Genomic DNA, 23592 nt, shown 5'->3' with positions numbered 1-23592 from the left:
CTCAAGGGCGAAGATGGCGTCGTGTGAGGACATCCGTCTCACCATGCCACCAGCCACGAAGTTCACTTCTCCTCCCGCCAGCCCTCCAGATAATTCACGCTCTCCACCCCCGTAAACCGGGCAAGCCGCGCCAGTTCGGCGTCGAGCTTCTCCAGCCGTCCGGCCGAGGCGCGCACGCCGGGCTCCAGCCACAGGCGGCGCACATCCAGCGTCCCGCGTTTGCGGTCGGCCTTCATATCGATGCGGCCGATCAGACGGTCGCCTTCCAGCAGCGGGAAGACATAATAGCCATATTGCCGTTTCGGCTCCGGAACGAAGACCTCGATGCGGTAATAAAAGCCGAATAGCCGCTCCATGCGGTTGCGGTCGCGCAACAACGGATCGAAAGGGCTCAGCACACGGACGCGCGGTGAGGGTTCCGGCAGGTCCGAGATATCGGCGCTGAAATCAGCAAAGGCATAGGACGGGCGGGCGCTCTCGCCGTCGCTTGCAAGAAGCGAGACCTCGCAGAGTTCGTCGCGGTGGCTTTTGACCCAATCCCTCGCCTCCTGTGGGGTGACGAGATCAAAAAAAGCGGCGATTTCGCCGTGGGTGGCGAAACCCAGCCGCTTCAGCGCCTGCCGGCAGGCCCAGTCGACGAATTCTGCATGCTCCACGTCGCTTTCGTGATGCTCGCCGGGAATGACCCGTTCGGCCAGATCATAGACCTTCTGGAAATTCACGCGGCCGGCAATCGCGAGCTTGCCGGTGTGCCAGAGATATTCGAGCGCGGTCTTGGACGGATGCCAGTTCCACCAGCCCCCGGATTGATGCCCCTCCTCCTTCAGTTCCCGCGCCAGAACCGGACCTGTCGCGGCAATGCGCTCCAGCGTTTCACCGAAAGCGGCATCGAAGCCCTCGCCATGCCATTTGCGCCAGCGCTCCTGAATGATCGGTTCACGACGGCGGAAGCGGTGCTTCCAATAGGGATAAAATTCTGTCGGCACTATGGAAGCGTCATGCGTCCAGTGCTCGAAAAGCGCGCGGTCCTTTTCCAGAAGCGTGGTCAGATGCTCGCGCTTGTAGGTCTGGTTGCGGGAGAAAATAATCTGATGGTGGGCGCGCTCCACCGTGCCGATGCTGTCCACCTGCACGAAGCCGAGTTCGGTAATGAGTTGCAGTAAATCGCCCTTGGAAAGCGCCTTGCCGGGCGGGGAGCAAAGCCCCTGCCGCGCCAGAAAAATCCGCCTTGCCGCTTCGTTCGAAACCTTGATCACCATGGGGCAGAAGGTAGAACGGCTTTTTCAGGATTGCAATGTTCTTTTTTTGTTCTTCCCTCAGTTTTGTTTTCGCAATCACTACCTGTTAAATCTGGCACCGTATGGAGGCCATTGCTTTGTCCCCTCGTTTATATCCAGCACGAGGCGCAGAAGACTTTTCTTCAATCAAATGGATAGAGAATGTTTCGTCGAGCCGCATCAGCTTCCAGCCTTGGCGCTCACCACTATTGCTACCGCCTCGGACCTGCCACACAAGCATAATGCCGTTTCCTTCATCCGTAATGCCGACAGCATGGACCTCAACAACGCGAACGTATCCGTCATATCGTAGTTCAAGGCACTTAGCCGAACGCAGAGCTTCACATGGGGTATGCAGGACCATTTGAGCCTCCTAACAACTTAACGACGGAACATATCTGATTCCTTCATCATCTTTTACTTCTGTTTGTGACGGGATATAGGACCAGAAACAGACCCTAAGGACATAAGAACTTGGAAATCCGTTTCGACGCCGCCGGTGTGGCCTTCGAGGGCAGGCGGGCCTTGCACCCATTGTCTCTGACGCTGACAGAGCGGCGTATCGGCGTGATTGGCCTCAATGGTTCGGGCAAGACCACCTTCGCGCGGCTGATCAACGGGTTGACCAAGCCGACCGAGGGCAAGGTGTCGGTGGACGGTCTCGATACCGTCAAGCATGCGAAAACCGTGTTGCAGACGGTCGGCTTCATTTTCCAGAACCCACAGAACCAGATAATCCTGCCGATCGTGCGCGACGATGTCGCCTTTGGCCTGAAGCGCCTAGGCATCGGCAAGGCGGAAACCGAAACACGGGTGAAGGCCGTTCTTGCCCGGCTTGGCATTTCTCATCTCGAAGAGCGGCGCGCGCATGAGCTTTCCGGCGGGGAGTTGCAGCTGGCAGCACTGGCCGCCCTTCTGGTTACCGAGCCGAAAATCCTCATTCTCGATGAACCAACAAACCAGCTGGACCTGAAAAACCGCACTATCGTGGAAAAGACCATGGCGGTGCTGTCGCAGGCGTTGATCGTCATCACCCACGATCTGCCGCTGCTTGCCGGCTTCGACCGCGTGCTGGTTTTCCATGAGGGCGCGCTGGTTAAAGATGCTGCGCCTGCAGAGGCAGTGGCGCACTATCTGGAGGTGGCATCGTCATGAAATCGCTGCATGTCGAAGGCACCGGCTGGCTCTATCGCGTTTCGCCGCGCCTCAAGCTCATCACGCTTATGGGCTTCAGCATCGCGCTGTTCCTCACCCGCGATCTGCTGGTGCTGGGATGCGCCGTGATTTTGGCCGTTATCATCCTGCGCGCGACGCGACTACCCTTCCGGGAGATCGGCCTGCGGCTGCGGCCGGTGATGCTGACCATCCTGCTTGTCGCCGCCTTCAGCTATGTTCTGCTTCCGGCCCATGATGCGAGTGTCAATCTTTTGCGGCTGACGGCGCTGGCGCTGCTCGCCACCGCCGTCACCATCACCGTCAGCATTTCGCAGTTCATGGACGAGATCGCGCTTGCCGCCGCCCCTCTCGAGAGGCTGGGGCTGGTCAAGGCTGCCGATATCGGGCTTGCGGTCGGGCTCGTCGTGCGGTTCGTGCCCGAGATCGTCAACCGGTATCATGCGGTGCGCGATGCCCACCGGGCGCGCGGCCTGCCCGTGCGGATGGCCACCATCATCGTGCCACTCGTCATTATGACGTTGAAGGATGCCGACGCCATTGCCGACGCCATTGACGCGCGCGGTTTCAGAGGCCAAAGCTTGGCGCCAGATAACCATCCGGAGTTTTGAGTGACATGACGACCCGCGACCTTGTGCTGATTTCGCTGTTTTCCGCCATCATCATCGCACTCGGGCTTTTGCCGCCGATCACGCTCGGTTTCATCCCCGTGCCGATCACCGCGCAGTCGCTCGGAGTCATGCTGGCCGGCGTCGTGCTGGGTGCGAAGCGCGGCACGCTCGCGGTGCTGCTGACGATCTTGATTGCCGCCATCGGCCTGCCGGTACTCTCGGGCGGACGCGGTGGTCTTTCGATTTTCACCACGCCGACGACGGGCTTCCTGATCGGCTGGATCGCAGCTGTCTTCGTCACCGGCACGCTCTCGGAAAAACTCGTCAATCGCAGCCAGTCCGCTCTGGCGCAGGGTATTGGCTTCTTCGTCGCCAGCCTCATCGGCGGCGTGGTCGTGCTTTATGCTTTCGGCATCACCTATCTGGCGCTGGTTGTCGGGCTTGGTTTCGAAAAGGCCTTCATGGGTTCGCTCGCCTTCATTCCCGGCGATGCGCTGAAGGCCGTGCTTGCCGCACTGGCCGGCCGCGCCGTGATGGCGGGTTATCCGCTTCTGCCGCAGCGCGCCTGAACAGACTTTCTTCAGGAGGAAAAGCATGGCGACGCGTTTATACGAACACCCGATCTTCCTCGAGCATATCACGCCCGAAGGTCACCCGGAGCGGCCGGACCGCCTGCGGTCGCTGAACATCGCGCTCGAACATCCGAATTTCGAGCGGCTGGAACGGAAAGAAGCGCCGCAGGCCAATGAGGATGCGGTGCTGCTGGCGCATCCGGAAGAGCATCTGCTTGCCGTCATGCGCCAGATTCCGCAAGAGGATGGCGAGATCAACCGTATCGAGGCCGACACTTACGTCTCGCCCAAAAGCCTGCAGGCGGCGCTGACCGGCATCGGTGCCGCAATGGCGGCGGTGGATGACGTGTTTACCGGAGCGGCCGACAATGTCTTCGTCGCCGCCCGCCCGCCCGGCCACCATGCGGAAACCGCCAAGGCCATGGGTTTCTGTCTTTTCAACAATGTGGCAATCGCCGCCCGCCATGCTCAGAAAAAACATGGGGCAGAGCGCATCGCCATCATCGACTGGGACGTGCATCACGGCAACGGCACGCAGGATATCTTCTGGAACGACACATCGGTGCTGTTCTGTTCCACCCACCAGATGCCGCTTTACCCGTGGAGCGGCGATAAGAACGAAACCGGCGTGAAGAACAATATCGTCAACGCCCCGCTTTCGCCCAATACCGGCAGCGACCATTTTCGTGAGGCCTTCAAATCCCGCGTGCTGCCGGCAATTGCCGATTTTTCGCCCGACCTCATCCTCATCTCCGCCGGGTTCGACGCGCATCACCGCGATCCGCTGGCGCAGATCAATCTGGTCGGCGAAGATTTCGACTGGGCGACGGGCCGGCTTCTGGAAATGGCCGACAAATACGCATCGAACCGGGTCGTCAGCCTGCTTGAAGGTGGTTATGATCTGGAAGGGCTGGCGGAATCGGCAGCCATGCATATTTTGAGAATGATGAAGGGTTGAACATGACGGAAAATGCCAACACAGCCGATGTCAGCGGTTATTCCTTCGAAAAGGCCGTCGCCGAGCTGGAAAGCATTGTCGCACGCCTGGAACGCGGAGACGTGGCGCTGGACGAATCAATTGCCATCTATGAGCGCGGCGAAGCCCTGAAGAAGCACTGCGAGACGCTGTTGAACGCCGCCGAAAAGCGAATCGAAAAAATCCGTCTCGACCGGTCCGGAAAACCGCAGGGCGTCGAGCCGCTCGACGGCGAGTAAACACGTCCTGTTGAACGGTGTGACGCTGCGTTCACCATTCCGACGCTCCCACCCCGTTCCGTTCGTGGTAAGCTTCCGATTAACGATACGAGGAGCTTGCGATGTCCTTCTTTCCCGGTAACGATCCCGTCGCGGGTGATGCTTTTGCCTGCGATGCCATCGAAAACCTCATCATTCCCCGCACCAGCGATATTGGCGGCTTTGCCGTGCGCCGTGCGCTTCCCACTCGGCAGCGGCGGCTTGTGGGGCCGTTCATCTTTTTCGATCGCATGGGACCGGCGATCCTGAAGGCGGGTGAGGCGCTCGACGTCAAACCGCATCCGCATATCGGGCTTTCCACCGTTACCTATCTGTTCGACGGCGAAATCAAGCACCGAGACAGTCTCGGCACCGAACTCGTCATTCGCCCCGGCGACATCAACCTGATGACGGCCGGTCGTGGTATCGTGCATTCGGAACGCACGCCGGAAAACCTGCGCGGCCATCCGCTTTCCATGTCCGGCCTGCAGACCTGGCTGGCACTGCCCGACAATATGGAAGAAATCGCCCCCGCCTTTGCCCACACGGCGAAGGAAGACATGCCGCTGATCGACCTCAAGGGCGCGTCCGGCCGGGTGGTGATCGGCGAATTCGAAGGCCTCACCTCCCCCGTTTCGGCCTTTACCGATACGCTTTATGTCGATCTTTCGCTGGAGCCAGGGGTAAAATTTCCCTTCTCCGCCGATCATGAGGAGCGGGCGATCTATATTCTGTCCGGTTCGCTGGATGTGGCGGGCGATATCTTCGCCGCCGACCAGCTGCTCGTCTTCCGGCCCGGCGACGACATTACGCTGCAGGCCGGCAGCAATGGCTGTCACATCATGATCTTCGGCGGGGCGGCACTTAATCAGCGCCGCTACATCTGGTGGAACTTCGTTTCGTCATCAAAAGAACGCATAGAACAGGCCAAACAGGAGTGGAGAACCGGACGCTTCGACATCGTTCCCGGCGACGAAGAAGAGTTTGTCCCTTTGCCGGAAGGTTGAAATTCTATAGAAGTGTACGACATGCATGGCTGCACCGTCGGCTTTCGACATGAAAGACGATCTGGCACGCCCTGCTGACGACAAGAAAAGGCCGAACGATTGACCGGAATGCCACAAACACCATTGCTCGACCGCGTGAATTTTCCCTCCGATCTCAAGGAGATCGACGATCGCGACCTGCCGGAACTGGCACGGGAACTGCGCGACGAGATGATTGACGCCGTGTCGAAGACCGGTGGCCATCTGGGTGCCGGCCTCGGTGTGGTGGAACTGACGATTGCCATTCACAAGGTGTTCAACACGCCGGAAGACCGGCTGATCTTCGATGTCGGCCACCAATGTTATCCGCACAAGATCCTGACCGGCCGCCGCGACCGCATCCGCACGCTGCGACAGGAAGACGGGCTTTCCGGTTTCACCCGGCGGGCCGAAAGCGAATATGACGATTTCGGCGCCGGCCATTCCTCCACCTCCATTTCCGCCGGCCTCGGCATGGCGGTTGCGGCGGGTCTTGATGGCAGCGACCGCAAGGTCATTTCCGTCATCGGCGACGGTTCCATGTCGGCGGGCATGGCGTTTGAGGCACTCAACAACGCCGGTGCGCTCGACGCGCGGCTGATCGTCATCCTCAACGACAACGACATGTCGATTGCGCCGCCGACGGGCGCGATGAGCGCCTATCTGGCACGCCTCGCCTCCGGCCGCACCTATATGGGCTTTCGCGATTTCGGCAAGAAACTCACGGCCTATCTCGGCAAGACCATCGACCGCGCCATTACCCGCGCAGTCACCCATGCGCGCGGCTATGTGACCGGCGGCACGCTGTTCGAGGAGCTTGGCTTCTACCACATCGGCCCGATCGACGGTCATTCCTTCGATCACCTGCTGCCGGTGCTGCGCAATGTGCGCGACAACCAGAAAGGCCCTGTTCTCATTCATGTGGTGACGCAGAAGGGCAAGGGCTACGCGCCGGCGGAGGCCGCTGCGGACAAATATCACGGCGTCAACAAGTTCGACGTCATCACCGGCGCGCAGGCGAAAGCCAAGCCGAATGCGCCGAGCTATACCAGCGTCTTCGCCGAAGCCCTGATCCAGGAAGCGACGCTGGACGACAAGATCATTGGCGTCACCGCCGCCATGCCGAACGGTACAGGCCTCGACAAGATGGCCGAGCTTTTCCCGTCCCGCACCTTCGATGTCGGTATTGCCGAGCAGCATGCCGTCACCTTTGCGGCGGGGCTTGCGGCTGATGGTTACAAGCCGTTCTGCGCGCTTTATTCCACCTTCCTGCAACGCGGTTACGACCAGCTGGTGCATGATGTGGCCATCCAGAGCCTGCCCGTGCGTTTCCCCATCGACCGCGCCGGTTTCGTCGGTGCTGACGGGCCGACCCATGCCGGTTCCTTCGACACCACCTTCCTTGCTACCCTGCCTGGCATGGTGGTGATGGCGGCAGCCGACGAGGCGGAGCTGAAACATATGGTCCGCACGGCGGCGGCCTATGATGAAGGCCCGATTTCCTTCCGCTACCCGCGCGGCGAAGGCGTGGGCGTCGAGATGCCCGCGCGTGGTGAGATTCTCCAGATAGGCAAGGGCCGCATCATCAAGGAAGGCACCAAGGTTGCGCTGCTCTCCTTCGGCACGCGGCTGGCGGAATGCCTGGCGGCGGCCGAAGACCTTGAAGCGGCCGGCCTTTCCACCACGGTTGCCGATGCGCGCTTCGCCAAGCCGCTCGATCTCGACCTTATCCGCCAGCTGGCCAGCCATCACGAGGTTCTGGTGACGATCGAAGAAGGCTCTGTTGGCGGTTTTGGCGCGCATGTGCTGCATTTCATGGCAAGCGCCGGCCTGCTCGACCATGGTCCGAAGGTCCGGACGCTGACCCTGCCCGACCAGTGGGTGGAGCAGGCCAAGCCCGAGACCATGTATGCCAATGCCGGCCTCGACCGTGCCGGCATCGTTTCCACCGTGTTCAATGCGCTCGGCCAGCGTCAGGCCGGCGTCGGTTTCGCCGGCTGACAAGATTGCCGAGACAGGAGGCGGGACGATCCCGCCTCTTTCTCAGGATGCGGCGCCATCGAGAAAACCGACGACATTTTCGATCCGCCCCTCGGCATCACGGCTGACGACGTCTGTGCCACCAGCGACATCATCTCCGTCAGGCGAAATCAGACGCCATGAGAAACGGGTGAAGTTGCCGTGGCCATCCGGGGTGCCGGCAAGAACGAAGCGGTATCCCGGAAATTTCTGGCGCGCCGCCTCGATCATCGCGGCAATCCCCTGCTGTCCTTCGCCTTGCATCAGCGGGTCGACGTAGCGTGTGTTTTCTGCCCACGCCTGACCGACGAGATGCCTGCGGCGTTCATTGTCTTCTTCGTTCCAGGCTGCGAGATAGGTCTGGGCGATTGCGAGATGTTGCGTCATGATTGCGCTCCTTCTGGTTGACGGCCCAAACATGCGGGGGGTCGATAAGCGAAACAATTACCTGCGAGGTAATCGCATTGCCGATATGTTCTGCTAGGCTGCGGGGCATGACACATCATCGAGAACATGTTGGCCAGGTGGTGAAGGAATGGCGTGCCCGCCGCAGGCTGAGCCAGCTCGATCTGGCGATGGAGGCGGAAATATCCGCACGCCATCTAAGCTTTGTGGAAAGCGGGCGATCATCCCCCAGCCGCGAGATGCTTGCGAAACTGGCGGAGCAGCTTTCCATGCCCGCCCGCGCCGCCAACCGGCTGATGCTGGCGGCGGGTTATGCACCTGTTCATTCCGAACGGTCGCTGGATGCGCCCGACATGGCGGCGGCCCGACAGGCCGTCGAAACAGTGGTGCAGGGCCACATGCCCTTTCCCGCCCTTGCCGTTGATCGTCACTGGAACGTCGTTCTCGCCAATGAGGCGATCACGTCGCTTCTGGCTGGTGTTTCCGAGGAGCTGCTTCGGCCACCCGTCAATGCGCTGAAGCTGAGCCTGCATCCTGATGGATTAAGCTCCCGCATCGCCAACCTCGCCGAATGGCGGCATCATCTGCTGGAGCGTCTGCGCCGTCAGGTCGAGGAAACGGGAGACGAGGTGCTTTGCCGGTTGCATGCGGAGCTTTCCGCCTATCCAGCGCCGAAGGCCTCGCCCCATGCCGCCGAGGCCGATCCGCTGGCCATACCATTGCAACTGCGCGATCCGGCATCGGGCGCCGTTTTGAGTTTCATTTCCACCACCACGGTTTTCGGAACCGCAACCGATGTCACGCTGTCCGAACTGGTGCTGGAGTGTTTCTACCCCGCCGATGCGGCAACCCGCGCCGCCCTGATGACAGGCACAAAGGAGTAAGCCCCGTGCACACCACCTATCTCATCGGCTTCCAGGTCCGTGACGGCCAGCGCGAGCGCTTTTTGGAATTGCTGAATGCACTTCTCGACGCCATGCGGCATGAAAGGACGTTCGTGAACGCCACCCTGCATCGGGACGGTGAAAACGACAACCGCTTCCTGCTGCACGAGACCTGGAGCGACCATCAGGACGTGCTCGATGTCCAGATTCATCGCCCCTATCGCCAGGCATGGCACGATGCCCTGCCCGACCTTCTGGATGCCCCACGGGATATCTCCGTCTGGCATCCGGTGCGGGCGGATCACGCCGCACAGGCGAGATCGTGACCTCTGGTCAAAGCCTGATGGCCGTTTCCTCTTTCGCCGTCTTGATGACGACCATCGTGAAGAAGCGCGCGACATTGTGCTGGTCATCGAACAACCTGTCGCAGAGGGCGTCGAATTCCTCCATGTCACGCAGGCGCAGCATCAGCACGACATCGCTTGCGCCTGTCACGGCATAGGCATGTGACACGGCCTCTTCGGCACTGGCAATATCCAGAAAGCGGCGCATATGCTGCTCGCCATGCAGTTTCAGCTCCACCGTCACCAAAGCCTTGATCACGCGCCCGGCCTTTGCGGGATTGAGGATCGCGACGATACGGTCGATCACCCCCGATTTGCGCAGCCGCTGCAGGCGGCGCAGGCAGCTGGAAGGGGATAGCCCCACCTCGTCGGCCATATCCACATTGGTGCGCGACGCATCGCCCTGCAAAAGGTTCAGAAGTTTCCGGTCGATCCGATCCATGCTGGAAGCATATCTCTCGCGGATAAATTTGCAATAAAATTGCACAAACATGCAACCTTTGACCGCAAATGCGAACGGGTTCGGCCTAGTGGATGAGGACAACCTTCGAGGAGCCTCACATGCCCATTTTCGTCACCATCTGGCAGAAAACCCGGGAAACGCTTGATATCTACTGGGTGCTGGTGCGGATCACCGTTCCGATCGCCATCCTGACCGAGCTATTGTCGAGGATGGGTGCGATCGAGGCGGTGGCGCCGGCCTTTGCGCCGGTGATGAACCTCGTCGGGCTGCCGCCGGAACTCGGTCTGGCATGGCTGACGGCAATGCTGGTCGGCATATGGGGTGCGGTGCCGCTTATCTTCACGCTTGTTCCCGCGTCTTCGCTTGATGTCGCCGATATCACGGTCTTTTCGGCGCTCATCCTCTTCGCGCATGGCCTGCCAATCGAGCAGAAAATCATCGAAAAGGCAGGACCGGGCATGCTCGTCACCACGGCGCTGCGCATCGGCGGTGGATTGCTCTATGCCTTTCTCCTGCACCAGCTTCTGGACGTGACCGGGTGGCTATCGACCCCGGTGAATCCCGCCTGGATTGCCATGGGCGCCACGCCTGAATGGGGAGACTATTTTCTGGGCCTCGGTGAAACCATGATCTGGATGCTTGTCATCCTCCTCGTGCTGTCCCTCGGACTGGAAATTCTCAGACTGACCGGCCTTCTGGCACTGATGATGAAAGCGCTGTCACCCCTGCTGCGGCTTGCCGGCATTCGCGGCGAGGCCGAACATCTCACCGCCATCGGATTATTCCTCGGTATTTCTTATGGCGCGGGTTTTCTCATCCGCGAAGCGCAATCAGGGGCAATCTCGCCGCGTCAGGTCTTCCTGTCCTGCGTGTTCATGGGTTTTGCCCATAGCGTGATCGAAGACACCCTTGTGGTGATGGCGCTGGGGGCCGATATTTACGGCGTTCTGGTCGGACGGCTGGTTTTTGCCATCGCGGCAACCGCAGCTATTGCCGCCTTGCTGCACCGCCTGTCCGATGAGGTGTTTTTCCAGCGGATATTCAGGCCACAGAGTACGTAGGCGGATCGGCGCACGCCGTCGATCTCATCTGAAAAGCTGATGCAAAAAGGGGCCTCACGGCCCCTTCCTTGGGTTCAATCCAAAAGAACCGACTCAGAATTCCGTCCAGTCCTGATCCTTCGCGGCCGGGGCTTCCGCAGCGCCGCCAAAGGCGCGGGCGAGGCTCTGGCCGAGGGCGCGTGCCGGTGATTTGACTGGCCGTGCGGTGGCGGACGCCGATTTCACGGGCGCTGCTCTTTTCATCGCTGCCTGCGGTGCAGGCTGGAAAGCGGGCCTGGAGGAAGACTGGCGCGGGGCGGCATAACCGCCGGCGCTGGCGACCGCACCGTGAGCGCCGCCTACCCGGAACTGCCCAAGCAGGCTGTTCAAGGCTTCCGCTTCACGGGCGAGCGAATGGCTGGCGGCGGTCTGCTGCTCCACCATGGCGGCATTCTGCTGCGTGCCCTGATCCATGGTGTTTACGGCCGTGTTGATTTCCTGAAGGCCGGTCGCCTGTTCGCGTGACGCGACGACGATGGCGCTGACATGGGCGTTGATCTCTTCGACTTCCGAAACGATGAGTTCCAGCGCCTTGCCCGTCTCATCAACGAGATTGACACCGTTCTCCACCTGACGGCTGGAAGCGCTGATCAGCGTCTTGATTTCCTTGGCGGCATTGGCGGAACGCTGGGCGAGTTCGCGGACTTCCTGCGCGACGACCGCAAAACCCTTGCCGGCATCACCGGCGCGGGCAGCTTCCACGCCGGCATTCAGCGCCAGCAGGTTGGTCTGGAAGGCAATATCGTCGATGACGCCGATAATGTTGCCGATTTCGCCCGAGGACTTCTCGATTTCGCGCATGGCGGAAACCGCATTGCGCACGACAACACCTGATTTTTCCGCACCGGCGCGGGCGCGCTGAACCAGATTGCCGGCATCTTCCGCACCGCGCGCACTGTCACGCACGGTGGTGGTGACTTCTTCCAATGCTGCGGCGGTTTCTTCGATGGAGGCAGCCTGCTGTTCGGTGCGGCGCGACAGATCGTCGGCGGCCGACAGCATTTCCGAAGCGCCTGCATTGATCGCGGCGGCGTTCTCACCAACGGTGCGCAGGGCCTGCTGCAGCTTTTCAACTGCGCTGTTGAAATCGATACGGATGGGATCGATGTAGGAAGCGAAAGGTGTTTCGATGCGGTAGGCGAGATCGCCTTCGGCCAGAGCCGCAAGACCCTTGCCCAGCTCGTCGCGCGCAAGCGTGTTGGCGGCTTCGTCCTGCGCCTTCTCTTCTTCGTTCCGGCGGCGCTCGGTCTCGGTTGCGGAGCGCATGCGCTCGGTTTCACCGGCAAGGCGGGACTTTTCCAGTCCGGCCTGCTTGAAGACGAGAACGGCCTTCGCCATCTTGCCGACTTCGTCACCGCGATCAACGGCTGGAACTTCGGTAGTCATGTCACCATCTGCAAGCCTGCTCATTGCCGCCGTCATGCCGACGATCGGCGTGACGATCGAGCGCGACAGCGCCCAGATGAGGGCAACGGCCAGAAGACCGGCGACGGCACCGCCACCCAGAAGCGCATATTTGAGGTTCAGCGCTGCCGCCTGCTGTTCAGCCGCATAGGCGGTCGACAGGCCGTTCAGCTGTTCCTTGATCTTGGCGGCGGCGGCGCGGAAACCGTCGAGCTGGCCCTTGGCCTGATTGCGGCCAATCTCGATGATGTCGGAAATCGGCGCTTCCGTGGTCTTGCGGGCAGCGATCTGCGGTTCCGCCAGTTCCTTGAAGAACACGGTGGCGGATTTCTGCATGTCATCGATGGATTGCAGGATATCCGGCTGGCCTGCGGCGAGCGCGCGGGCTTCGTCAAGCTTCTTCAACATGATGTCGCGCTGGGCGAAAACATCGTTGTATGTGCTGTCGCTGCGAAACAACAGGAAGCCGCGCTGGTTAACGGCCTGTTCCAGCATGGCGGCCGTCGCACCATCCACTGCCTGGATGATGTCCTTGGTCCGGTTGTTTTCGATCGTGACACGCTCGCTCCCCAGCGTCTGCCAGAATACGACCGCAGAGGCGAGCAGGCACACGCTCATCAAGGCACAGAAGGTGACAATGAGCTTTATGTTAATGGGGAGATTTTTCAGCGACATCGCAAACTCTCTCGGCGACCCGATGCCTCGGAGCAAGCGTCTGCGCTGCAACGGTCGCAATTCTGTGAATGGGAGGAGATGCCGTCATGGCAGGTTCCGGTGGCCGCACGGGCCTTGGGCACAAAGTGCAATACAAGCCTTTATATTGGATTAATCGAACATTCTGACTTTGCGGTGCAACACAACCTTGACCGACGACAGCGGCATTCCGGGCCATTTCAGCGATAAATCGCTTGCATCGGCGGGGTTTGGCGGTCATTGAACGGAACCATGTCCAAAACACCTGAAAATGAACGGCTTGACCAGCTTCTCGTGTCGCTCGGCCACTTCGCCAGCCGCTCGCGTGCGCGCGACGCGGTTTCGCGCGGCACCGTGAGCGTGAACGGCAAAATCGTCACCAAACCGAGCCAGACCGTCGCTGCAAACGTCAAGATCGCTATTACCGATCCGGCGCAGGCTTACGTCTCTCGCGCCGCCCTCAAACTCACGGCCGCGCTCGATCATTTCAATCTCGATCCCAAGGGCCTTGAGTGTCTCGATGTCGGCGCATCCACCGGCGGTTTCACCGAGGTGCTGCTGCACCGTGGCGCGAAACATGTCGTCGCCATCGATGTCGGCCACGGGCAGATCCATCCAAGGATCGAGAACGATCCGCGCGTCACCAGTCTCGAAGGGCTGAATGCGCGGTTCCTCACCACCGAAGATATCGATGACCGGGCAATCGGCTTCATCGTTTCCGACGTGTCGTTCATTTCCATCAAGCTGGCGCTTGCCCCGGCACTTGAGCTTGCGGAGCCGGGTGCTCTGGCGATCCTGCTGGTGAAGCCGCAATTCGAAGCGGGCCGCGATGCGATCAGCAAGGCCGGGCTGTTGAAGGAGCCGGAAACGGCGCCCGCCGTGGCAGCCGAGCTGGAACGCTGGCTCGTCGAAGACATGGGCTGGAAGAGCCTCGGGCTCATTCCCTCGCCGATTGCCGGCGGCGATGGCAATGTTGAATTTCTTCTCGGAGGCGAAAAGCCATGAGCACCCAGACCGTCAGCATCAAGAGCCTTGGCGCGCAGGGCGATGGCATCGCGCACTGTCCCGACGGCCCGGTCTATGTGCCCTTCGCCCTGCCCGGCGAAACCGTGGCCATCGCCAAAGTGAAGGACCACGGCACGGTCATGTCGATTGCGGAAGCCTCTGCGGACCGCAGCGAACCCGTCTGCCGGCACTTCGGCCCTGAAGGCATCAACGGCACCTGCGGTGGCTGTTCGCTACAACATCTGGCCGACCAGCCCTACCATGCTTTCAAGCGGGAACTGGTGGTTTCAGCGCTGAAATCCAAGGGTCTGACACCGCCCGTGGATGATCTCGTCATCTGTCGCCCCGGCGAGCGCCGCCGCGCGGTGTTTGCCGCCCGCAGGACGGAAAAGGGCCTGCTGCTGGGCTTCAGCCAGGCGAGCAGCCATCACATCGTCGCCATCGAAGAATGTCCCGTCACCTCGCCCGGCATCGTCTCGCGGCTCGATGCCATTCGCGCCATCGGCCTTTCGATGGCGGCAAATGCCGAGCCGTTCCGCATGACCGTTCTCGAAACGCTCTCGGGTCTCGATATTTCCGTCGAGGGCATCAAGTCGGTCAACGACAAGCAGCGGCGGACGCTGACGGAAACGGTGCTGGCCATGCGCGGCATCGCCCGCGTCTCGCTGTCGGGTGAAATCCTGATCGAACCGCAAAAACCGATCATCGAATTCGGCGGCATTCCGGTGTCGCCGCCCGCCGGCGGTTTCACGCAGGCGACGAAACAGGCCGAAGACGCCATGGCGGAACTGGTGCTTGCCCATATCGGCAAATCCAAACGCATTGCCGATCTCTTCTGCGGTTCCGGTACATTTGCGCTGAGACTCGCGCGCATCGGCAAGGTGCATGCGGTGGAAGCCGAAGACAAGGCACTGAAGGCATTGGATTTCGCGGCCCGCAATACGCAGGGCCTCAAACCGGTCAGCGTCGAAAAACGCGACCTTTTCCGCCGGCCGTTGATGACCAGCGAATTGAAGAATTACGACGCCGTCGTGTTCGATCCGCCGCGCGCCGGGGCGGAAGTCCAGTGCAAGGAGCTGGCGCGCAGCACGGTAAAGAAAATCGTCGCTGTCAGCTGCAATCCGCTGACGCTGGCCCGCGATCTCGCGCTTCTGGTTGAGGGCGGCTATCGCGTCACCCGCGTCACACCGGTCGACCAATTCCTGTGGTCGCCGCATGTGGAAGCGGTGGCGGTGCTGGAGAAATAATCACCAGGCGGTATCAACCGTACCGTTGCCGACCACGCCGGAGCAACGGCAGGAACCGCCGACGCGGCCCTGCTCGATCGGGCAGATATAAGGGCGGCGGCGATTGGCGCTGTCCGGCGGGGTGATGACGCAGACGAAACGCGCGCGGCGCTGGTGACTGCGGCTGTTGCCGGAATTGAAGTTCGGGCTATCGTCGTCGTTGGACTGCGCCAGAATGATGTTGTTGCTCGAAACCGGCAATGGCGTGATCGCTGCTGCCTCTGCAATAGTTGCGGCGGAGAGAAAGACAGACAGGGCGAAAACGAGGTGACGCATGCGGGTGGCCTTTGACGGAGAGTTTGCGCGATCCGTTTTTGCCGGACCTGTTTGATGGACGATATATAATCCGTATTCAAAAGCACAGAGGCTTCCAAACTCCACGATGCCGCTCGTTTCTTCTCCCCGCCGGGGAGAAGGTGGCCCGAAGGGTCGGATGAGGGGGTGACGTTGCCGAATTTCGGAGAGCTTGCCCCTCATCCCGCTGCCGCGGACTTCTCCCCGGCGGGGAGAAGAAACGAGTGGCGCGCTCCCAGATTCTCGAAACGCCTAGCGGCGCATGAATGCCTCAAAGGCGGCGCGGGCTTCGGCACTCTGCAATTGCGCGATGAAATGGCGGGCTTCTTCGTCGATGCGGGCCAGCACATCTTCCGGCTTGCCACGAACCAGATCGCGGGCGATTTTCAGCGCCTGCTGCGGCTTGGCGGCGAGCCGTGTCGCGAGCGCCAGCGTTTCGCTCTCCACATGCTCAGGGGAAACGACTTTCCAGATCATCCCGGCCTGCAACGCCTGTTCGGCGGAAAAGCCCTCGCCCATGGCAAGCAGCGCAAAGGCGCGCTGGTGGCCGATGAGTTTTGGCGCAAGCAGGCTGGAGGCGGCTTCCGGCACCAGCGCCAGATCCACGAAGGGTGTCTTGAACAGGCTGCGATTGGAGGCGACGGTCAGATCGCAATGCAGGTTCAGCGTCGTGCCGATGCCGATGGCGAGGCCGTCAACGCCCGAAACCAGCGGTTTTTCGAAGGTCGCGAGCGCCTTCAGGAGATCGAGCACCGCAAGCTTGCCCTTTGCGCCGGACATGGCGAAGGCGAGGAAATCGGCCATATCGTTACCGGCAGAAAAGCAGCCTTCCGTGCCAAGAAACGCGACCACGCGAATTTCCGGGTCGTCATTGGCGGCTTGCAGCGCCTGCGCCATGCGCAGATACATCGCATCGGTGATGGCGTTTTTCTTTTCCGGCCGGTTGAAGCGGATGGTCAGCACCTCCGGCGCATGGCTGACCCGCTCGACGAGAATATGATCGTCCGACATCTGAATCTCCTCAAGCCAATAGGGTGCGGGCGGCAGCAAGGCTTGCCGCGCCTGATATGACGCGATCCTTCAGCGCTGCCGTTTCCGCCAGCAGGTTTTCTGCCGCAAAACGGCAAAGTGCCGCGCGGTGCGCGCCCCTGCCATCATCGACGGAGACCAATGCGCCCTTGGCGAGATAGGCACCTGTCAGCGCCAGACCGAAGAGACGTTGATAGGGTGTCGCGCCGGCGAGTGCGGTTTCGGTTTCGCTTGCCTTGATGCGGTCCAGCAACCATTCGGTCGTCGTTTCCAGATCGTTGAGGCTGGCTTCGAGATAACGGGCGGTCTCGCCGAGATCATCGCGGTTCGAAGCGGCCGTCCGGGCAGCGATCTCGCGCAGTTCGGCGATGAAACCCCGCACCTGTGCGCCATCGGAAAGCGGCAGCTTGCGCAGCACCAGATCGATGGCCTGAATGCCGTTGGTGCCTTCGTAGATCGGTGCGATGCGTGCATCACGCAGATAACGCGCCGCCCCGGTTTCTTCAATGAAGCCCATGCCGCCATGCACCTGTATGCCCATGGAGGCGACATCGACACCGGCATCGGTGGAGAAGGATTTGGCAATCGGCGTAAGAAGGGCAGCGCGCTCCTGCCAGTGAGCGCGCTGCTGGGCGTCTTCGCTCGCATGCGCCATATCGATGGCGTGGGCGCAACTGAAGGAGATCGCCCGCGATCCTTGCGTCAGCGCCTTCATCGTCAGAAGCGTTCTGGCGATGTCAGGATGTTCGATGATCGGGCTCATGCCGGAACCCTGCCAGCCGGGCGCCTTGCCCTGCGTGCGCTCTTTGGCGTATTCGATGGCCTTCTGGGTGGCAGCCTCGCAGATCGCCACGCCCTGCATGCCGACGGCAAGGCGGGCATTGTTCATCATGGTGAACATGCAGGCGAGACCCTTGTTCTCCTCACCGATCAGCCAGCCCAGCGCGCCCTTCTCGTCGCCAAATTTGCCGTCGCCAAAAATCATCGTGCAGGTGGGCGAGCCGTGAATGCCGAGCTTGTGTTCCAGCGAATGGCAGAAAAGATCGTTGCGGCTGCCCGGCGCGCCGTTTTCGTCGGGTAAGAATTTCGGCACGAGAAACAGCGAGATGCCGCGCGTTCCGGCCGGCGCATCCGGCAGGCGGGCAAGAACGAGGTGGATGATATTGTCAGCCGCGTCGTGTTCGCCCCAGGTGATGAAAATCTTCTGCCCGAAGATACGATAGGTACCATCACCATTGCGCTCCGCCCGGCTCTTCAGGACACCAAGGTCCGATCCCGCATGCGGCTCGGTGAGGTTCATCGTGCCGGTCCATTCGCCGGAAACGAGTTTCGGCAGATAGGTGCGCTTCAGATCGTTGCTGCCGTGGGTGACGATGGCTTCCACCGCGCCCATGGTCAGCGTTGGCGCCAGCGCGAACGCCATGGAACCGGAGTTCCACATTTCGAGGGCTGCAACATTCAGCATATGCGGCAGGTTCTGACCGCCGAATTCCTCAGGCGCCGTCAGGCTGTTCCAGCCGGCTTCCGCCCAGCGGCGGTAAAGATCGGCCCAGCCATCAGGCGTCGTGACCTTGCCGTCGGCAAGCTTCGCGCCCTGGCGGTCGCCGATATCGGCGAGCGGCGCGACCTGTTCCGTGGCAAAACGACCGGCTTCCTGGAGAATGGCATCCACCAGATCTTCACCGAGATCACCCAGCACACCCTTTGCCAGCGCGTCTTCAAGACCCGCTACATGTTTGAGTGTAAAGGCGATATCATCCACCGGCGCGCTATACATGCTGCCTCCTCCCGAAGCTTTTGCCTATCGTGCTGCTCTTCGGGCTAAATGATTTTTACGTAAACGTCAATTTGAAAATTCCCACCATTTCGGCAGGTTTGTTATAAAACTGTCATATGAATTTGCTCAGCATGCGCTGAAAGGCGCAATGCCGCCGCTGCCGTTCCCACACCGGGGCGACGGACGCCTCCCTCCTCCCATCCAGCCGGTCAGGACTGCCACGATGGATCTCATAACGCCCAAAATTCCCGGCCTTGTCTGGGCCTATCAGTTCCACCCCGGCACAGCCCCCTGCCGCCGGCTGGCGGCCGATGCGCGCTTTCACGAAATGGCCGAGTGCGAAGGTTTCTTCTGGCTGCATCTCAATCTCGCGGACCAGCGGGTGGCGGGTTTTCTGGAAACCATCGACGGCCTCGATCCGGCGGCGCGGGCAAGCCTCACCACCCATGAAACGCACCCATCCATCGTGGTCGATGAAAAATCGCTCTATGGTACGCTGGTCGATTTCCAGCGGGAATTCGACAAGGAGACCCGGGATTTCGGCTGGCTGCATTTTGCGGTGAGCGACCGTTTCATCATCACCACCCGCCTGCAACCGCTGCACTCGGTGGACCGGCTGAAGGCGGCGGTTGACAAGAATTCCAACCGCTATCTCACGCCATCACACGTGTTCGAGGGGCTGGTTGCGGAATTCCAGCGCTCGCTCATCAATCTGGTGATGGAGACGACCGAAGAACTGAACGCCATCGAGGACATGGTCTATGACAGCGAGAACCGTGACGAACGGCGGCGGCTTGCCCCGCTGCGCCGCACGGTGGTTCGCCTGCACCGGCATCTGCGCACCGTTCTCACCCTGATGCGACGCGCTTCGGCCGCCGATGAGGACGAGATGCCTGACGGTTTTGAAGATGTCGCCTCACGCTTGATGGGTCGCCTCGAAGCGGTGGATCACGATGTTTATGCCCTGCAGGAGCGCGCAAGGCTGCTGCACGAAGAAATCGATTCCAAACTCTCGTCGGAAACCAACCGGCACCTCTATATCCTGTCGCTGATGACGGCATTCCTGTTGCCGCCCTCGCTGGTGACAGGCTTTTTCGGCATGAATACGGATGAGTTGCCATTTACGGTCGGCACCGGCGGCACGTTGTCGGCCGGCGTCTTTATCGTGATTTCGGTCGTGCTTGCCTGGTTCGTGCTCAAACGGGCACGGATTTTGTAATAAAAAAGCCGCCCGGTGATGACCGGACGGCTCTGTCAATTTCAGCCTGGCGCTCTATCAGCTGTAAGGCGAATAGCAGGCCTGACGCGGACCGTGGTAAGGCTGGAACGTGTTGCTATAGGCATCGTAGGAACGATAACGGCCATAGCACCAGTTCACATGCGCCTGGCTCATGCCGCCACGGCGGACCGGGCGATATTCGCGATAGACCGGGCGCGGACGATATTCCGGCACGGGACGGTAGACTTCACGCGGCTGCGACAGGGCGCCGCCGATGATTGCGCCCGTCGCAAAGGCTGCAAGCGGGAACCAGTAACCGTCATGGTGACGATAGCCGGGGCGATAATCGCGATAACCGCGATGGCCGCCATACCAGCCACGACGGTCACCCCAGTCGCCGCGACCACCACGATCGCGCCAATATTGCACATTGACGACATTGCCTGCATCGTTGCCCGTGGCCTCGACGCTCTTCGGCGCCATCGGCAATGGCATTGCTGCTTCTGCCGGAACGATCGCTCCTGCAACCACAATCGCAGAAAGACCGACAGCCAAGATATTCTTCATATAGTTTCTCATCTGACTTCCTCCATTCACGACGGTCAACAGGCCGTTCTCCGTGAATAATAGCACTTTTTCTTCTCACTCGGCCAGTTTTCGATCTGGCTGGAACATTAGAGGTTGCAGGCTAGGCGTTTTCGCCTGAACCCAGCATTAACGATCCCATCACGCTTCGGTTACTCAATCCGGCGGCCGGAAAACAAAAGCCCGGATCAAAATCCGGGCTTTCGAAAATCCTGTTATCGGCTGTAAGGCGATACGCATATGCGGCGCGGACCGCTGTTCGGCTGATAGGTATTGTCGTAAGCGCGATACGAGCGCCAACGGTTCTGACACCATGAAACATGGCTGCCGCCATAGGCAGGTGCCGGCCTCTGCATCGCGCCGCCAATGATGGCGCCGGTGGCGAAAGCGGCCAGCGGGAACCAGTAACCGTTGTGATAACGGTAGCCCGCCCGACGGTCACGATAGCCGCGGTGACCGTTGTAGTAGCCGTCACGCGACGGACGCGGACGGTACATGCGGTCGCCGTGTCTGCGGTCATTGCGGCGGTCCCATTCACGGTACTGCACCTGCACCACATTGTCGGTCGAAACCGCCGGCTTGGGCATCGGCACAGGCACCTGGAACGCCTGAGACGGCGTAAAGCTTGTGATGAACACGATCATCGCCGTGGCGATGCTCGTTGTCCGGAAACTCATCATGATCTTCCTCCGTTTGCTTCAGCGCGTTGGACCGCGCCTTTTCACGCACTCGCTCTTGTCGGAGATAAGGGTCAGCCCCGTTTCTGCACCCGAAAAGAATTCGATGACGTGCAAACGAGTTTAGGGAAATTTAGTTCCATGACAACTATCCGGCGAAGGGCAGGAAGATAACACGCGTCAGGCTTCAACCTTCACATCGGTCAAAGGTCGCGAGCAGCAGGCGAGAATATAACCTTCCTCGATCTCGTCATCGAGAATGCCGCCATTATGGTTCATCTCCACCTCGCCCGAAAGCTTCAGCACCCGGCAGGTGCCGCAGATACCCGATTCGCAGGCCGCGCCGATGCGCACCCCGGCGGCACGCGCCGTCATCAGAACCGTCTGGCCGGGCTGGCAGGCCATTTCTTTTCCGGACAGCGTGAAGCCCACCATCGACAGCGCTTCACCATCCACATCGGTGAGAACGCTCTCACCGACCTTGACCGGGGCGGCAGGAGAAAAGCTTTCCTGATGGTAACGGCTCATGTCGAAACCGGACGCATCGAGCATGGAACGGACGGCGGCCATGAACGGCTCCGGCCCGCAGCAGAACACGGTGCGGTCCATGAAGTCAGGGGAGAGAAGCGCGATCTTGGCCTTGTCGACCATGCCCTTCAGGCCGGACCAGAGATCGGTGCGGCCGCAATTTTCCACGATGAAACCGAGCGACAGCTTCGGCATGAAGCGGGCGAGATATTCAAGCTCGTGGCGGAAGACGATATCGGACGGCGAGCGCGAACAATTGATGAAGGCAATGTCGCTCTGCGGCGCACGGTCGCTCATATCGCGCACCATCGACATCATTGGCGTGACGCCGGAGCCTGCCGAAATGAACAGATATTTGTCGCCGGGATGCCGCACATAGGAGAAATCGCCGAGCGGGCCGAGCGCCCGGATTTTCATGCCGGGCTTCAGATTGTCGAACATCCAGCGCGTGCCGATGCTGTTGGCCTGCGCCTTCACCGTGACCGAAAGCGCATAGGGCCGTGACGGGCTGGAGGACAGTGTGTAGGTGCGATAGAGCGGCTCCTTGCCCACCGGCAGTTCCAGTGTGACGAACTGGCCCGGCAGATACCGGAACCAGTTCTGATCCTCGGAGCGGAACAGGAACGTCATCACATCCTGCGTTTCGGGTGTCACCGAAATGCACTCCAGCAGCTGGAGCTTGTCGCTCCACGGCTTCATCTCGTCTATGTGCTTATAGGTCACAACCATATTCATCTTCGCGTCACGCTACTGCCGAAAGCCGGGCCTTGTCGCCGGAAAGCCGGTCGATCATGAAATCGGAATACCAGTTGACGAACTGCATCACACCGCCCTCGTCTTCCATGGAATAAGGGCCGGGCTGGTACGCAGGTGAACGGATGCCGAAGGCGTTTTCCTCGACGATGCGGCGGTCCTGATCGTTGGTTTCGTTCCAGACGTGGGTCAGGTCTTCCAGATCGTAATCCACGCCTTCCACCGCATCCTTGTGCACCAGCCATTTGGTGGTGACCATGGTTTCGTTGGCGTTGAGCGGCAGCACCCGGAAGGAAATGGTGTGGTCGCCAAGGAAGTGGTTCCAGGTCGTCGGATAATGGAACAGCAGCAACGCGCCGATATGGCTGATGCTGACATCTTCGGACAGCGGCCGGCGCACGGCGCGTTTGCCCGACATGGTGTAGCTTTCCGCCTCGCCGATCAGCGGCATGCGGGCAACGCGGAACTGGCCTTGCGGATCCATCTTGAAACGGCTCGGCAGGCCGGCGGCCTCGCAGCGCGCCCAGTGGCCGCCGATCTCGGGGTCGCTGGCGCCGCCATCCGTGCCCGTGACACTGGGGTTTTCGGGGTAGGTGCGGCAGAGTTCCGGGTGGTTGGCGGCGCAGTGGTAGCACTCGCGGTTGTTTTCCCAGACGAGCTTCCAGTTGCCCTTTTCGATGATCGTGCTTTCATGCGCGACCTTGGCTTCCCGGATACGGTGCGGGGCCATGTAGCTTTCGACTTCGGCCCGCATGGGCGCGAAATCCGCCGGCTGGTCGGCAAGGCAGATGAAGACGTAACCGGCAACGGTCTCGCAGGCGACAGGCTTCAGGCCGAATTCCGCCTTGTCAAACTCCTCGCCCATATGGCGGGCGAACAAGAGCTTGCCGTCCAGATCGTAAGTCCACTGGTGATAGGGACAGACGAGACGGGCGGACTGGCCCTTGTGGGCGGAGCAGACGCGGGAACCGCGATGGCGACAGGAATTGTGAAGGGCGCGGATCTCGCCGTCGCGTCCCCGGACGATAACGACGGAATAGGAGCCGACCTGAACGGTGAAATAATTGCCGGATTTGGGCACTTCGCAATCATGGCCGACGAACAGCCAGTCGCGATACCAGATGGTTTCCATATCCAGCTTGAAATAATCCTGGTCCGTGTAGAAAGGCTGTTCCAGGCTGAAGCCTTCGCGGCGGTTCTTCAGCTGGCGCAATACGGTCTCACGCAATTCCATGG

25 protein-coding genes are annotated in these 23592 nt (G+C 60.7%); 13 read left to right on the top strand and 12 right to left on the bottom strand.

Features of this window, described 5'->3' with window-relative positions:
• Nucleotides 1-62: 62 nt before the first annotated feature.
• Together DXT96_RS01410 and DXT96_RS27040 are read right to left on the bottom strand one after the other, a co-directional pair.
• A complete protein-coding gene (locus tag DXT96_RS01410) occupies nt 63-1259 on the bottom strand; it encodes a winged helix-turn-helix domain-containing protein (protein WP_153513289.1) in 1197 nt (398 codons plus the stop codon).
• 85 nt (nt 1260-1344) lie between these two features.
• Nucleotides 1345-1641, bottom strand: a complete 297-nt coding sequence (locus tag DXT96_RS27040; protein ID WP_153513288.1) for a hypothetical protein — start codon at nt 1639-1641, stop codon at nt 1345-1347.
• Nucleotides 1642-1751: 110 nt separating this feature from the next.
• Here DXT96_RS27040 and DXT96_RS01400 point away from each other — a divergent pair, with 110 nt between their 5' ends.
• From DXT96_RS01400 to dxs, 7 genes are all read left to right on the top strand, one after another.
• A complete protein-coding gene (locus tag DXT96_RS01400; protein WP_153513287.1) occupies nt 1752-2432 on the top strand; it encodes an energy-coupling factor ABC transporter ATP-binding protein in 681 nt (226 codons plus the stop codon).
• Nucleotides 2429-3061 carry an energy-coupling factor transporter transmembrane protein EcfT gene (locus tag DXT96_RS01395; RefSeq protein ID WP_153513286.1) on the top strand — a complete coding sequence of 211 codons (633 nt, stop codon included), beginning with the start codon at nt 2429-2431 and terminating at the stop codon, nt 3059-3061. Before DXT96_RS01400 ends, DXT96_RS01395 begins: the two co-directional genes overlap by 4 nt.
• Nucleotides 3062-3066: 5 nt before the next feature.
• A complete protein-coding gene (locus DXT96_RS01390) occupies nt 3067-3630 on the top strand; it encodes a biotin transporter BioY (protein ID WP_153513285.1) in 564 nt (187 codons plus the stop codon).
• Between the two features lie 25 nt (nt 3631-3655).
• A complete protein-coding gene (locus DXT96_RS01385; protein ID WP_153513284.1) occupies nt 3656-4591 on the top strand; it encodes a histone deacetylase family protein in 936 nt (311 codons plus the stop codon).
• A gap of 2 nt (nt 4592-4593) precedes the next feature.
• Nucleotides 4594-4848 (top strand): exodeoxyribonuclease VII small subunit, encoded by a 255-nt coding sequence (locus DXT96_RS01380; protein WP_153513283.1) that lies wholly within the window; start codon nt 4594-4596, stop codon nt 4846-4848.
• 101 nt (nt 4849-4949) lie between these two features.
• Nucleotides 4950-5873 carry a pirin family protein gene (locus DXT96_RS01375; protein WP_149898712.1) on the top strand — a complete coding sequence of 308 codons (924 nt, stop codon included), beginning with the start codon at nt 4950-4952 and terminating at the stop codon, nt 5871-5873.
• 99 nt (nt 5874-5972) lie between these two features.
• Complete coding sequence (gene dxs / locus DXT96_RS01370; protein ID WP_149898711.1) at nt 5973-7892, top strand: 1-deoxy-D-xylulose-5-phosphate synthase; 1920 nt, start codon at nt 5973-5975, stop codon at nt 7890-7892.
• 42 nt (nt 7893-7934) lie between these two features.
• On the opposite strand, the gene DXT96_RS01365 is transcribed toward dxs, so the two are convergent.
• Nucleotides 7935-8297: a nuclear transport factor 2 family protein gene (locus DXT96_RS01365; RefSeq protein ID WP_153513282.1), complete on the bottom strand. Its 363-nt coding sequence runs from the start codon at nt 8295-8297 to the stop codon at nt 7935-7937.
• 107 nt (nt 8298-8404) lie between these two features.
• Between DXT96_RS01365 and DXT96_RS01360 the strand changes: the two genes are divergently transcribed.
• A complete protein-coding gene (locus DXT96_RS01360; protein WP_153513281.1) occupies nt 8405-9199 on the top strand; it encodes a helix-turn-helix domain-containing protein in 795 nt (264 codons plus the stop codon).
• Nucleotides 9200-9204: 5 nt separating this feature from the next.
• Nucleotides 9205-9525: a putative quinol monooxygenase gene (locus DXT96_RS01355; protein WP_371418763.1), complete on the top strand. Its 321-nt coding sequence runs from the start codon at nt 9205-9207 to the stop codon at nt 9523-9525.
• Between the two features lie 7 nt (nt 9526-9532).
• On the opposite strand, the gene DXT96_RS01350 is transcribed toward DXT96_RS01355, so the two are convergent.
• The gene (locus DXT96_RS01350) at nt 9533-9985 is read right to left on the bottom strand and encodes an Lrp/AsnC family transcriptional regulator (RefSeq protein ID WP_149898707.1); all 453 of its coding nucleotides are present in this window, start codon (nt 9983-9985) and stop codon (nt 9533-9535) included.
• 119 nt (nt 9986-10104) lie between these two features.
• On the opposite strand from DXT96_RS01350, the gene DXT96_RS01345 reads away from it, so the two are divergent.
• Nucleotides 10105-11067, top strand: a complete 963-nt coding sequence (locus tag DXT96_RS01345) for a nucleoside recognition domain-containing protein (protein ID WP_153513280.1) — start codon at nt 10105-10107, stop codon at nt 11065-11067.
• 93 nt (nt 11068-11160) lie between these two features.
• On the opposite strand, the gene DXT96_RS01340 is transcribed toward DXT96_RS01345, so the two are convergent.
• Nucleotides 11161-13185 (bottom strand): methyl-accepting chemotaxis protein, encoded by a 2025-nt coding sequence (locus tag DXT96_RS01340; protein WP_153513279.1) that lies wholly within the window; start codon nt 13183-13185, stop codon nt 11161-11163.
• A 270-nt stretch (nt 13186-13455) separates the two neighbouring features.
• Here DXT96_RS01340 and DXT96_RS01335 point away from each other — a divergent pair, with 270 nt between their 5' ends.
• Nucleotides 13456-14208 (top strand): TlyA family RNA methyltransferase, encoded by a 753-nt coding sequence (locus DXT96_RS01335; RefSeq protein ID WP_149898704.1) that lies wholly within the window; start codon nt 13456-13458, stop codon nt 14206-14208.
• On the top strand, nt 14205-15455 hold the full coding sequence (locus DXT96_RS01330) for a class I SAM-dependent RNA methyltransferase (RefSeq protein WP_153513278.1): 1251 nt from the start codon (nt 14205-14207) through the stop codon (nt 15453-15455). Before DXT96_RS01335 ends, DXT96_RS01330 begins: the two co-directional genes overlap by 4 nt.
• Here DXT96_RS01330 and DXT96_RS01325 read toward each other — a convergent pair whose 3' ends face one another.
• The 3 genes from DXT96_RS01325 to DXT96_RS01315 form a co-directional block, all read right to left on the bottom strand.
• The gene (locus DXT96_RS01325) at nt 15456-15770 is read right to left on the bottom strand and encodes a hypothetical protein (protein ID WP_153513277.1); all 315 of its coding nucleotides are present in this window, start codon (nt 15768-15770) and stop codon (nt 15456-15458) included.
• A 270-nt stretch (nt 15771-16040) separates the two neighbouring features.
• Nucleotides 16041-16799, bottom strand: coding sequence for a crotonase/enoyl-CoA hydratase family protein (locus DXT96_RS01320; protein ID WP_153513276.1), 759 nt, complete (start codon nt 16797-16799; stop codon nt 16041-16043).
• A gap of 10 nt (nt 16800-16809) precedes the next feature.
• The gene (locus DXT96_RS01315; RefSeq protein WP_153513275.1) at nt 16810-18594 is read right to left on the bottom strand and encodes an acyl-CoA dehydrogenase; all 1785 of its coding nucleotides are present in this window, start codon (nt 18592-18594) and stop codon (nt 16810-16812) included.
• Nucleotides 18595-18817: 223 nt separating this feature from the next.
• Between DXT96_RS01315 and DXT96_RS01310 the strand changes: the two genes are divergently transcribed.
• On the top strand, nt 18818-19813 hold the full coding sequence (locus tag DXT96_RS01310; protein ID WP_153513274.1) for a transporter: 996 nt from the start codon (nt 18818-18820) through the stop codon (nt 19811-19813).
• Between the two features lie 57 nt (nt 19814-19870).
• On the opposite strand, the gene DXT96_RS01305 is transcribed toward DXT96_RS01310, so the two are convergent.
• From DXT96_RS01305 to DXT96_RS01290, 4 genes are all read right to left on the bottom strand, one after another.
• Nucleotides 19871-20392, bottom strand: a complete 522-nt coding sequence (locus DXT96_RS01305; RefSeq protein WP_153513273.1) for a BA14K family protein — start codon at nt 20390-20392, stop codon at nt 19871-19873.
• Nucleotides 20393-20613: 221 nt separating this feature from the next.
• Complete coding sequence (locus tag DXT96_RS01300; RefSeq protein WP_153513272.1) at nt 20614-21078, bottom strand: BA14K family protein; 465 nt, start codon at nt 21076-21078, stop codon at nt 20614-20616.
• Nucleotides 21079-21255: 177 nt separating this feature from the next.
• Nucleotides 21256-22338: a hybrid-cluster NAD(P)-dependent oxidoreductase gene (locus DXT96_RS01295; protein WP_149898697.1), complete on the bottom strand. Its 1083-nt coding sequence runs from the start codon at nt 22336-22338 to the stop codon at nt 21256-21258.
• 7 nt (nt 22339-22345) lie between these two features.
• Nucleotides 22346-23590: an aromatic ring-hydroxylating dioxygenase subunit alpha gene (locus DXT96_RS01290; protein WP_153514134.1), complete on the bottom strand. Its 1245-nt coding sequence runs from the start codon at nt 23588-23590 to the stop codon at nt 22346-22348.
• Between the last annotated feature and the right edge of the window lie 2 nt (nt 23591-23592).

This window comes from Agrobacterium sp. ICMP 6402, from assembly GCF_009498615.1.
In the GTDB taxonomy this organism is placed as follows: Bacteria; Pseudomonadota; Alphaproteobacteria; order Rhizobiales; family Rhizobiaceae; genus Agrobacterium; species Agrobacterium burrii.
This window is presented reverse-complemented; position numbering and strand designations above follow the sequence as displayed.

What these genes read in the sequence shown, in the direction of transcription:
- DXT96_RS01410 (WP_153513289.1), bottom strand. Translation starts at nt 1,259, where the DNA reads ATGGTGATCAAGGTTTCGAACGAAGCGGCAAGGCGGATTTTTCTGGCG.
- DXT96_RS27040 (WP_153513288.1), bottom strand. Translation starts at nt 1,641, where the DNA reads ATGGTCCTGCATACCCCATGTGAAGCTCTGCGTTCGGCTAAGTGCCTT.
- DXT96_RS01395 (WP_153513286.1), top strand. Translation starts at nt 2,429, where the DNA reads ATGAAATCGCTGCATGTCGAAGGCACCGGCTGGCTCTATCGCGTTTCG.
- DXT96_RS01390 (WP_153513285.1), top strand. Translation starts at nt 3,067, where the DNA reads ATGACGACCCGCGACCTTGTGCTGATTTCGCTGTTTTCCGCCATCATC.
- DXT96_RS01385 (WP_153513284.1), top strand. Translation starts at nt 3,656, where the DNA reads ATGGCGACGCGTTTATACGAACACCCGATCTTCCTCGAGCATATCACG.
- DXT96_RS01380 (WP_153513283.1), top strand. Translation starts at nt 4,594, where the DNA reads ATGACGGAAAATGCCAACACAGCCGATGTCAGCGGTTATTCCTTCGAA.
- DXT96_RS01375 (WP_149898712.1), top strand. Translation starts at nt 4,950, where the DNA reads ATGTCCTTCTTTCCCGGTAACGATCCCGTCGCGGGTGATGCTTTTGCC.
- DXT96_RS01365 (WP_153513282.1), bottom strand. Translation starts at nt 8,297, where the DNA reads ATGACGCAACATCTCGCAATCGCCCAGACCTATCTCGCAGCCTGGAAC.
- DXT96_RS01360 (WP_153513281.1), top strand. Translation starts at nt 8,405, where the DNA reads ATGACACATCATCGAGAACATGTTGGCCAGGTGGTGAAGGAATGGCGT.
- DXT96_RS01350 (WP_149898707.1), bottom strand. Translation starts at nt 9,985, where the DNA reads ATGGATCGGATCGACCGGAAACTTCTGAACCTTTTGCAGGGCGATGCG.
- DXT96_RS01345 (WP_153513280.1), top strand. Translation starts at nt 10,105, where the DNA reads ATGCCCATTTTCGTCACCATCTGGCAGAAAACCCGGGAAACGCTTGAT.
- DXT96_RS01340 (WP_153513279.1), bottom strand. Translation starts at nt 13,185, where the DNA reads ATGTCGCTGAAAAATCTCCCCATTAACATAAAGCTCATTGTCACCTTC.
- DXT96_RS01335 (WP_149898704.1), top strand. Translation starts at nt 13,456, where the DNA reads ATGTCCAAAACACCTGAAAATGAACGGCTTGACCAGCTTCTCGTGTCG.
- DXT96_RS01330 (WP_153513278.1), top strand. Translation starts at nt 14,205, where the DNA reads ATGAGCACCCAGACCGTCAGCATCAAGAGCCTTGGCGCGCAGGGCGAT.
- DXT96_RS01325 (WP_153513277.1), bottom strand. Translation starts at nt 15,770, where the DNA reads ATGCGTCACCTCGTTTTCGCCCTGTCTGTCTTTCTCTCCGCCGCAACT.
- DXT96_RS01320 (WP_153513276.1), bottom strand. Translation starts at nt 16,799, where the DNA reads ATGTCGGACGATCATATTCTCGTCGAGCGGGTCAGCCATGCGCCGGAG.
- DXT96_RS01315 (WP_153513275.1), bottom strand. Translation starts at nt 18,594, where the DNA reads ATGTATAGCGCGCCGGTGGATGATATCGCCTTTACACTCAAACATGTA.
- DXT96_RS01310 (WP_153513274.1), top strand. Translation starts at nt 18,818, where the DNA reads ATGGATCTCATAACGCCCAAAATTCCCGGCCTTGTCTGGGCCTATCAG.
- DXT96_RS01305 (WP_153513273.1), bottom strand. Translation starts at nt 20,392, where the DNA reads ATGAGAAACTATATGAAGAATATCTTGGCTGTCGGTCTTTCTGCGATT.
- DXT96_RS01300 (WP_153513272.1), bottom strand. Translation starts at nt 21,078, where the DNA reads ATGATGAGTTTCCGGACAACGAGCATCGCCACGGCGATGATCGTGTTC.
- DXT96_RS01295 (WP_149898697.1), bottom strand. Translation starts at nt 22,338, where the DNA reads ATGAATATGGTTGTGACCTATAAGCACATAGACGAGATGAAGCCGTGG.
- DXT96_RS01290 (WP_153514134.1), bottom strand. Translation starts at nt 23,590, where the DNA reads ATGGAATTGCGTGAGACCGTATTGCGCCAGCTGAAGAACCGCCGCGAA.